The following is a 7452-nucleotide window of genomic DNA, read 5'->3' on the forward strand; positions in this document are numbered from 1 at the left end:
TCAGCATTATTTTCCAATCAGCCTCTTACTTGCCGCTGAATTGCTCAAACATCGTGTTGCCAGGATTCGGCGTACGAGGTTCGTCGACAGGCGTTGGCGCTTTTGGCGTACCGCCGTCATTGGAGTTGCTGTTACCGTTTTTGCCGTTAGCATCGTCCCAGCCAGCTGGCGGGCGAACTTCAGTACGGTTCATCAGGTCATCAATTTGCGGTGCATCGATGGTTTCATACTTCATCAGGGCATCTTTCATTGAATGAAGGATATCCATGTTTTCCATCAGCAGAGTACGCGCACGAACGTAGTTACGTTCAACCAGAGACTTAACTTCCTGATCGATGATACGGGCGGTTTCATCAGACATATGCTTAGCTTTCGCGACTGAACGACCGAGGAAGACTTCGCCTTCTTCTTCCGCATACAGCAACGGACCTAATTTATCTGAGAAGCCCCACTGCGTAACCATGTTACGGGCAATCGACGTGGCTACTTTGATATCGTTAGACGCACCGGTAGACACTTTTTCCACACCGTAAATAATCTCTTCAGCAAGACGGCCACCATATAAGGTAGAAATCTGACTTTCGAGTTTCTGACGGCTGGCGCTGATCGCATCACCTTCGGGCAGGAAGAAAGTCACACCTAATGCACGGCCACGAGGGATAATGGTCACCTTGTGCACTGGGTCATGTTCAGGAACCAGGCGGCCAATGATGGCGTGTCCCGCTTCGTGATATGCAGTGGACTCTTTCTGCGATTCGGTCATTACCATGGAACGGCGCTCAGCACCCATCATGATTTTGTCTTTGGCTTTTTCGAACTCGACCATCGACACCACACGTTTGTTACCACGAGCAGAGAACAGTGCAGCTTCGTTGACCAGGTTAGCCAGGTCAGCACCAGAGAATCCTGGTGTACCACGGGCAATCACAGAAGCATCAACATCTGTCGCCAGCGGAACACGACGCATGTGAACTTTCAGGATCTGTTCACGGCCACGGACATCTGGCAAGCCGACAACAACCTGACGGTCAAAACGGCCCGGACGCAGCAACGCAGGGTCCAGAACATCCGGACGGTTGGTCGCGGCAATAACGATAATACCTTCGTTACCTTCGAAACCATCCATCTCAACCAGCATCTGGTTCAGGGTTTGCTCACGTTCATCATGACCACCGCCTAAACCTGCACCACGCTGACGGCCAACGGCGTCAATTTCATCGATGAAGATGATACATGGAGCCGCTTTCTTCGCCTGTTCGAACATGTCACGGACACGTGATGCACCCACACCGACGAACATTTCAACGAAGTCAGAACCCGAAATCGTAAAGAACGGGACTTTGGCTTCACCGGCAATGGCTTTAGCCAGCAAGGTCTTACCCGTACCCGGAGGACCCACCATCAGAACGCCTTTAGGAATTTTACCGCCCAGTTTCTGGAAACGGCTTGGTTCACGCAGGTAATCAACCAGCTCGCTCACCTCTTCCTTCGCTTCGTCACAACCTGCAACGTCAGCAAACGTAGTTTTGATTTGGTCTTCCGTCAGCATGCGGGCTTTGCTTTTACCAAAGGACATTGCGCCTTTGCCACCGCCACCCTGCATCTGTCGCATAAAGAATATCCAGACGCCAATCAGAAGCAGCATCGGGAACCATGAAATGAAGATAGTCGCCAGGAAACTCTGCTGTTCAGGCGGTTCACCAACAACTTTTACGTTTTTGCTCAGCAGCGTATCCAGCAATTTAGGATCATTAACCGGAATATAGGTTGTGTATTTGCTGCTGTCTTTTTTGATAACGTCAATCGCACGTCCATTGATACGTACTTCACGGACCTGGTCTTGGGCCACTTCGGTTGTAAAGGTAGTGTAATCTACCTTGTTACCATTAGATTCGCTGGGACCAAAACTCTGAAATACAGACATCAATACAACTGCGATGACTAACCAGAGGATCAGGTTCTTCGCCATGTCACTCAAGGGATTAACCTCATATTACAACTGTGTTAACAAACAGCGTTAGGGAACTACAGTTTCCGCCCTGTCGCTACGATGTACACTTCTCGCGAACGTGCTCGGGAAGCGTCTGGCTTACGAATCTTCACCTTCGTAAACAGGGAGCGAATTTCCCGCAGGTATTCATCAAAGCCATCTCCCTGAAACACCTTCACCAGGAAACTTCCGCCTGGTGCTAATACATCCCGACACATATCCAATGCTAATTCAACCAGATACATCGATTTTGGAATATCGACTGCCGGAGTACCGCTCATATTAGGGGCCATATCGGACATGACCACCTGAACCTTACTTTCTCCCACGCGTTCAAGCAGCGCTTTGAGAACTAATTCATCACGAAAATCCCCTTGAAGGAAGTCGACTCCAACAATAGGATCCATAGGTAAAAGGTCAAGAGCAATAATTCGCCCTTTGTTACCGATCTGCGTCGCCACATACTGTGACCAACCACCAGGAGCTGCTCCTAAATCAACCACCGTCATACCCGGTTTAAACAGCTTATCGCCTTGCTGTATTTCATCAAGTTTAAACCAGGCACGGGAACGCAGCCCTTTTTTCTGTGCCTGTAGCACATATTTATCGCTAAAGTGTTCCTGCAACCAGCGACTGGAACTTGCAGAACGCTTTTTATTAGACATTATTTAGTAACCATATAGTTTTCCAACCACCCTGAGTTAGAGCTTTTGGAACAAGCTGTTAGCATCATGACGTCTATGGCTAAGTCAGTATTATTCCCTCCCCGAAGCAGTCCGGGTTGGTGATATACATGAGATGGCGGTAGAATGACCCGTTTTCAATCCCAACTTAAGCAAAAAAGACGATGAATCTTAACAATAAACAAAAACAGTACCTGAAAGGCCTCGCGCATCCCCTGAAACCGGTTGTTATGCTGGGCAACAACGGGCTGACTGAGGGTGTGCTCGCCGAAATCGAACAGGCGCTGCAACATCACGAACTGATCAAGGTTAAAGTCGCGGCAGAAGAACGCGAAACGAAGTCTTTGATCGTAGACGCGATTGTGCGTGAAACCAAGGCGTGTAATGTGCAAGTCATCGGCAATATGCTGGTACTTTATCGCCCTTCCACCGAAGACCGCAAAATTATCTTACCGCGTTAATCCATTAAGGTTTAACGAAAAGCGCTGTAGATTTTCGGAAAGGTGCCACGAAATCACGTTCAGGGGAAGGTCTGAGCAGGCCTTTTTACTTTAGTTTTCAATTTACTGTGAAGCAATTCACTGCATGAATGTGAGAATTATCGGGCGAAACATCACGTTTCGCCCTTTTTAATGCAGATTTTAGAGGTATTCGACCTTCAATACTTCAAACTCAACATCGCCGCCAGGCGTTTTGATGACAACAACATCATCCTGCTCTTTGCCAATCAAACCGCGGGCAATCGGGGAATTCACAGAAATCAGATTTTGCTTAAAATCTGCTTCGTCATCACCCACGATGCGGTATTTTTGTTCTTCTTCAGTGTCCAGGTTCATCACAGTCACTGTCGCACCAAAAATGACGCGGCCGGTTTCGGGCATTTTGGTCACATCAATAACCTGAGCATTCGAAAGCTTAGCTTCGATTTCCTGGATACGGCCTTCACAAAAACCCTGCTGTTCACGCGCAGCATGGTATTCAGCATTCTCTTTCAAATCACCATGCTCACGTGCGGTCGCGATATCAGAAATGATTTTCGGGCGACGGACGCTCTTCAGATGGTCCAGTTCTTCACGTAATCTTTCTGCGCCACGTAACGTCATCGGAATCGGTTTCATATATTTATTACCTCTAACTTGGTCCTTTCGGTAAACACCGTCCTGATTGAATCAGGTAAGAAATTAAGCCAGTTCTTCTGACCGACTCTCTGGCGAAAAACAAAAAAAACCTCACCCGGCGTTGCCACCAGGCCAGGAATCATTTCGCAGTTTGATTCGTATTTTAACGTAGAGTTCCTTGAGGATCATCGTTTACTTTCAGCCACGTTGCGCCTTGGTTCGTAGCATCGTAGTATGGCACCACATTATCCTGCCGTTACTCAGAGCCTTTACTCAAAATAATGCGTTTTTTACGAATTGTCAGTGGATTAGCATGCGCGTTTGTTCTGAATACAAATGCGGCTCAGATCGAAAATTACACAGAATATCTGCCTGATGGCACGAATCTGGCGGTGCTGGTACAGAAAATTGGCGCCCCTGCGCCTGTGATCGATTATCACGGTACCCAGATGGCACTGCCTGCCAGTACTATGAAGATTCTGACGGCGCTGGCTGCGCTGTTGCAGTTGGGGCCTGATTTCCGTTTCACCACTACACTAGAAACATCGGGTTCTGTTTCTGACGGAGTTCTCAAGGGAGATCTGGTCGCTCGGTTTTCTGGTGACCCGACCCTGAAACGCCAGAATATTCGGAATATGGTCGCTGTTTTGAAAAAACAGGGCGTCAAAGAAATCACTGGCGATGTGGTCATTAACACCTCAGTGTTTGCAAGCCATGACAAAGCTCCCGGATGGCCATGGAACGATATCACCCAGTGCTTCAGCGCTCCCCCAGCAGCCGCAATTGTCGACAGAAACTGTTTCTCGGTATCTCTCTATAGCGCGCCTAAACCTGACGAGAACGCGTTTATTCGCGTAGCCTCTTATTATCCAGTGCATATGTTCAGTGAAGTCCGCACACTGGCAAAAGGCTCTCCGGATGCGCAGTATTGCGAACTGGATGTCGTCCCGGGTGAATTCAACCGATATACACTCACTGGTTGTCTGACTCAACGCAGCGAGCCTCTGCCACTGGCTTTTGCTATTCAGGATGGTGCCAGTTATGCCGGTGCGATTCTTAAAGATGAGCTGTTGCAGGCAGATATCCAGATTGACGGCACCCTGAAACGTCAAACCCAGCCGACACCAGCAGGTACGGTTCTGGCGCAAACGCAATCAGCGCCCCTGCATGATTTGCTGCATCAGATGCTTAAGAAATCAGACAACATGATCGCTGATACGGTCTTCCGTACGATTGGTCATCAGCGTTTTGGCGTACCGGGAACATGGCGGGCAGGTTCAGATGCTATCCGTCAAATTTTGCGTCAGAAAGCAGGCGTGGATTTGGGTAACTCGATTCAGGTTGATGGCTCCGGCCTTTCACGCCATGATTTATTGTCACCGGCCACAATGATGCAGGTGCTGCAATATATTGCCCAGCACGATAAAGAATTAGATTTTATTTCGATGTTGCCTTTAGCTGGCCATGACGGAACCTTACAGTACCGCGGTGGTCTGCATGAAGCGGGTGTCGACGGCAAAGTATCGGCAAAAACCGGTTCACTGTCTGGCGTATATAATCTGGCAGGTTTCATCACCACAGCCAGCGGACAGCGTATGGCCTTTGTGCAGTTCCTTTCAGGCTATGCTGTTCCCCCTGAAGATCAACGTACACGGCGTGCGCCGCTGGTGCGCTTTGAAAGCCGTCTCTACAGGGATATCTACCAAAATAATTAACCACGGAGAAGTGCCAGACGATGAAACTGCTGATAGTTGAAGATGATGAACTTTTACGGCAGGGATTAACGCTGGCACTTACCAGTGAAAATTATGCCTGCGACTGCGCGTCAACCGCGGCCGAGGCGCAGAGTCTGATCCAAACCAGTCAGTACAGTCTGGTGATCCTGGACTTAGGATTGCCAGACAAAGATGGCGCAACGCTGCTGCGCCAGTGGCGACGTCAAAGTATTTCCCTGCCCGTGTTGATTCTTACCGCCCGCGATGCACTTGAAGACCGCGTCGATGGCCTTGACGCCGGTGCCGATGACTATCTGATTAAACCCTTTGCCTTAGTCGAATTACAGGCCCGTGTCCGCGCCCTGATCCGCCGTTATCAGGGGCAGAGTGACAACCAGATTTCCGTCGGCAACCTGAAAATCAATCTCTCCTCTCAGCAGGCTTATCTCAATGATGCGCCGGTAGAGGTCACGCCCAAAGAGTTCGCGATTTTGTCACGACTGATGATGCGTGCCGGACAGACTGTAAACCGCGAGTTGCTCCAGCAAGATCTCTATACCTGGCAGGATGATTTAGGCTCCAATACGCTTGAGGTACATGTTCATAATCTGCGCCGCAAATTGGGTAAAGAAGTCATCAGAACTGTACGTGGTATCGGCTACAGGCTGGAAATAATCGTATGACCAGTATGCGCCGCCGCCTTCTGGTTATGCTGGCTCTGATCTTGTTCGTGACTCAGCTCATCAGTATTTTCTGGCTCTGGCACGAGAGCCAGGAACAAATTAACCTGCTGGTCAATGACACCCTGTCAGCCAAAGTCCGTAACGCGCACGTTGAGAAAGAAATTGCAGAAGCCATTGCTTCACTGATTGCCCCTTCCTTACTCATGATGAGTATTACTCTGGTACTGTCCTTTTGGGCCATCAGCTGGATTATCCGGCCTCTTAACCAGTTACAAAAACGACTGGAGACCCGTTCAGCCGATAACCTCTCTCCCCTGCCACTCAACAGCGAAACCAGGGAGATTGTGGCCGTGACGAATGCATTGAATCAGCTTTTCTCTCGTCTCTCCAGCACCATTCAGCAGGAACGATTGTTCACTGCGGATGCGGCTCATGAGTTGCGCACTCCACTGGCAGGCGTCCGGTTGCATCTGGAAATAATGCACAAAAAAGGCGTAGAAGGCAGCGATACTCTGATAAGCCGCATCGACCAGTTAATGCATACCATAGAGCAGTTACTTATGCTTGCCCGCGCCGGACAGAATTTTGCCAAAGGCGAATATCAGCAGGTTGACCTGATCAGTAACGTCGTTGAGCCGCTCAGAGAAGAGCTGTGTGAAATGCTCAGTGAACGCGGTCAAAACTTGAAAATACACCTGCCGCCTCGTGCTGAAATTCAGGGGGATGCTGTGCTGCTACGTTTAATGGTACGCAATCTGGTCGAAAATGCTTACCGCTACGGGCCTGAAAATAGCGACATCGGCATCACAATTGCACCGCAAGACAACGGATTCCTGATAAAGATAGACGATGCCGGTCCGGGTATTGATGAAACGAAGGCCAGTGAACTGACACAGGCTTTTAAGCGCGTCGACCAACGTTATGGAGGCAGCGGCCTGGGCTTAAATATTGTGGTGCGGATTGCGCACCTGCATGGCGGTACGCTGACATTGCGAAATCGCCCCGGCAACACTGGCCTCAGCGCACAATGCTGGCTACCGGATGTTGCATTACAAAGCTCGCTGACACTTTCACCAGACACCCGTTAATTCACGCTCCGATTAACACGCGATCAAAAAGAAAAAGGCTGCCAATGGCTAATGCCGGTCACTTAAGGTGACCGGCATTGTTTTTTAAGGGATATTTCGACCTTTTTTCTCTCACTTCCCTGACATATTCACGCTCACGTCTCGAGGGCAGTTTTAGCATCGCTGCGTTGCTGTA

At 49.4% G+C, this 7452-nt stretch carries 7 protein-coding genes; 4 read left to right on the forward strand and 3 right to left on the reverse strand.

The features are described 5' to 3' along the window. Positions 1 to 25: 25 nt before the first annotated feature. Together ftsH and rlmE are read right to left on the reverse strand one after the other, a co-directional pair. Positions 26 to 1969, reverse strand: a complete 1944-nt coding sequence (ftsH, locus tag AACU55_RS25675) for an ATP-dependent zinc metalloprotease FtsH (protein ID WP_037034239.1) — start codon at positions 1967 to 1969, stop codon at positions 26 to 28. A 56-nt stretch (positions 1970 to 2025) separates the two neighbouring features. Then, on the reverse strand, positions 2026 to 2655 hold the full coding sequence (gene rlmE / locus AACU55_RS25680) for a 23S rRNA (uridine(2552)-2'-O)-methyltransferase RlmE (protein WP_013573814.1): 630 nt from the start codon (positions 2653 to 2655) through the stop codon (positions 2026 to 2028). Positions 2656 to 2837: 182 nt separating this feature from the next. On the opposite strand from rlmE, the gene yhbY reads away from it, so the two are divergent. Then, positions 2838 to 3134 carry a ribosome assembly RNA-binding protein YhbY gene (gene yhbY / locus AACU55_RS25685; RefSeq protein WP_013573813.1) on the forward strand — a complete coding sequence of 99 codons (297 nt, stop codon included), beginning with the start codon at positions 2838 to 2840 and terminating at the stop codon, positions 3132 to 3134. A gap of 180 nt (positions 3135 to 3314) precedes the next feature. On the opposite strand, the gene greA is transcribed toward yhbY, so the two are convergent. Continuing rightward, positions 3315 to 3791 (reverse strand): transcription elongation factor GreA, encoded by a 477-nt coding sequence (gene greA / locus AACU55_RS25690; RefSeq protein ID WP_134706417.1) that lies wholly within the window; start codon positions 3789 to 3791, stop codon positions 3315 to 3317. A gap of 281 nt (positions 3792 to 4072) precedes the next feature. On the opposite strand from greA, the gene dacB reads away from it, so the two are divergent. The 3 genes from dacB to pmrB are packed head-to-tail and all read left to right on the forward strand — an operon-like array spanning position 4073 to position 7277. Then, positions 4073 to 5506 carry a serine-type D-Ala-D-Ala carboxypeptidase gene (gene dacB / locus AACU55_RS25695; protein ID WP_134706418.1) on the forward strand — a complete coding sequence of 478 codons (1434 nt, stop codon included), beginning with the start codon at positions 4073 to 4075 and terminating at the stop codon, positions 5504 to 5506. A gap of 20 nt (positions 5507 to 5526) precedes the next feature. Then, positions 5527 to 6189, forward strand: coding sequence for a two-component system response regulator PmrA (gene pmrA / locus AACU55_RS25700; RefSeq protein ID WP_013573810.1), 663 nt, complete (start codon positions 5527 to 5529; stop codon positions 6187 to 6189). Continuing rightward, positions 6186 to 7277 (forward strand): two-component system sensor histidine kinase PmrB, encoded by a 1092-nt coding sequence (gene pmrB / locus AACU55_RS25705; RefSeq protein ID WP_013573809.1) that lies wholly within the window; start codon positions 6186 to 6188, stop codon positions 7275 to 7277. The genes pmrA and pmrB overlap by 4 nt, the downstream gene beginning before the upstream one ends. Positions 7278 to 7452 lie beyond the last annotated feature (175 nt).

Origin of the sequence: Rahnella sp. CJA17(1/100) (genome assembly GCF_963881615.1) — a bacterium.
Taxonomy (GTDB): domain Bacteria; phylum Pseudomonadota; class Gammaproteobacteria; order Enterobacterales; family Enterobacteriaceae; genus Rahnella; species Rahnella aceris.

Bases quoted from the DNA above. Each gene is read 5' to 3' on its own strand.
- ftsH (WP_037034239.1), bottom strand. From the start codon at position 1,969: ATGGCGAAGAACCTGATCCTCTGGTTAGTCATCGCAGTTGTATTGATG.
- pmrA (WP_013573810.1), top strand. From the start codon at position 5,527: ATGAAACTGCTGATAGTTGAAGATGATGAACTTTTACGGCAGGGATTA.
- rlmE (WP_013573814.1), bottom strand. From the start codon at position 2,655: ATGTCTAATAAAAAGCGTTCTGCAAGTTCCAGTCGCTGGTTGCAGGAA.
- greA (WP_134706417.1), bottom strand. From the start codon at position 3,791: ATGAAACCGATTCCGATGACGTTACGTGGCGCAGAAAGATTACGTGAA.
- yhbY (WP_013573813.1), top strand. From the start codon at position 2,838: ATGAATCTTAACAATAAACAAAAACAGTACCTGAAAGGCCTCGCGCAT.
- dacB (WP_134706418.1), top strand. From the start codon at position 4,073: ATGCGTTTTTTACGAATTGTCAGTGGATTAGCATGCGCGTTTGTTCTG.
- pmrB (WP_013573809.1), top strand. From the start codon at position 6,186: ATGACCAGTATGCGCCGCCGCCTTCTGGTTATGCTGGCTCTGATCTTG.